Origin of the sequence: Mesorhizobium sp. M2A.F.Ca.ET.039.01.1.1 (assembly GCF_003998035.1) — a bacterium.
Classification (GTDB): domain Bacteria; phylum Pseudomonadota; class Alphaproteobacteria; order Rhizobiales; family Rhizobiaceae; genus Mesorhizobium.
The window spans coordinates 1-1,360 of the sequence record NZ_RZRY01001143.1; the positions used below are offsets into that span (position 1 = coordinate 1).

Annotated in this window: 3 protein-coding genes; 1 reads left to right on the forward strand and 2 read right to left on the reverse strand. The window is 64.2% G+C overall.

Annotation, left to right across the window (positions count from 1 at the left end; all coding sequences use genetic code 11):
* A partial coding sequence (locus EOA24_RS37995; protein ID WP_348633106.1) for a N,N-dimethylformamidase beta subunit family domain-containing protein occupies window positions 1–485 on the reverse strand: 485 nt, incomplete at its 3' end.
* 149 nt (window positions 486–634) lie between these two features.
* On the opposite strand from EOA24_RS37995, the gene EOA24_RS38000 reads away from it, so the two are divergent.
* Window positions 635–883 (forward strand): ParB N-terminal domain-containing protein, encoded by a 249-nt coding sequence (locus tag EOA24_RS38000; protein WP_042644583.1) that lies wholly within the window; start codon window positions 635–637, stop codon window positions 881–883.
* Window positions 884–1,055: 172 nt separating this feature from the next.
* Here the strand turns inward: EOA24_RS38000 and EOA24_RS38005 are convergent.
* A partial coding sequence (locus EOA24_RS38005) for a 2OG-Fe(II) oxygenase family protein (protein ID WP_133374914.1) occupies window positions 1,056–1,360 on the reverse strand: 305 nt, incomplete at its 5' end.

Below are 1,360 nucleotides of genomic sequence, written 5' to 3' on the forward strand. Positions count from 1 at the left end.
GTCCAGGTGCCGGTCGCGGCGACCTGCAGCAGGCGGCCCGGCTTGCGGCCGGGCTGGGGCGCGACGATGAAGAGATGGTGGCTGCGGATCGGATTGCCGTCGCGGCCTTCGGCAAGAAGCGCGATGCGATAGGCGCCCGACGGCCAGTCGTCGCCGACGCGGAATTCGAACGACGCCTCCCAGCCGCAACCTTCGACCGAGCATTGGTCGGGCGTATCTTGCCAGCGCGCCGACAGGCCTGCTCCCTCGAAGACCTTGGTCTCGGCGGCTCCGTCGCGGATGACGGCGATGCTGAATTGCGGCGCGGTCGAGCTGACATGGAGCGCCACCGTCTCGCCGGGGCAGTAGGAAAACCGGTCGCTGTAGCCCCAGATCTCACCGCGCTCACCGTCCATCCCCGGCCATTCATAATAATGGCCGCGCACCGCCTCGCGGCGCTGCTCGGGCGTCAGCCCGAAATCGGGAAATTCGGTGGGCAATTGCATCAAGCTGGACCTGAGATCACGAAGCCGTCATTGAGACCATCGGCCGGCCAAGCGTCAAATGGAAAGCATCGGGCCAGCAGGTACCCGCGTTTGTCGATATCCGGCAAACGGATTATTCATTGGGCGTTGTTCAGTGCCAGGGAGCCGACATGCTGCGTGTGCAAAAGGTCAAGGTCGACGACATCTACGTGCCGACGGCGCGGCGCAAGACGCTGCATCCCGAGACCGTGCGCCATCTCGCCGAGGATATTCTCGAGAACGGCATGAAGACGCCGATCCAGGTGCGGCACGACGGCAAGCGCCACATCCTGGTCGAGGGACTGCACAGGCTCGAAGCCGCCAAATGGCTGGGCGAGACCATGATCGACGCCTATCTCGTCCAGGCCAAGCGCCACTAAGGTGTGTCGATATTCAGGTGATGCCGGCCTGCAAACGGCGGCTTCCTGCGCTTCCGGTGCTCACGTACTTTAAGTACGCTCCGCTCCGGTTCTCGGAATCCACCATTTTCGACTCGGCCTGACCTGAATCTCAACACACCTCAACCGGCTGCGGTCTCTAAGGATTGCCGATCTACGAAGCCTTGGCCCGCCGCGGCTGGCGCAGATGCCTGACTCCGCTCATTTCGACGAATTTCGTCGCCGTGTCCCAGAGATAGTCGCCATAAAGGAACGGCTCGAAGGGCTCGGCGCCCTCGAGCGGCAGCGGCGCGATCTCGGCGTCGACGCGTGGCTCATAGAAGAACGGAATCGAGAAGCGCGCCTGTTTGGGCGCGATCACCCGATGCCGGGTCGCCCGCACCCGGCCGGCGGTCCAGCGCTCCAGCAGCTTGCCGAAATTGACGGCGAGCGTGTTGTCGGCGGGCGGCACGTCGATCC

Coding starts and splice junctions, on each gene's coding strand:
- EOA24_RS38000 (WP_042644583.1), top strand. CDS start 635: ATGCTGCGTGTGCAAAAGGTCAAGGTCGACGACATCTACGTGCCGACG.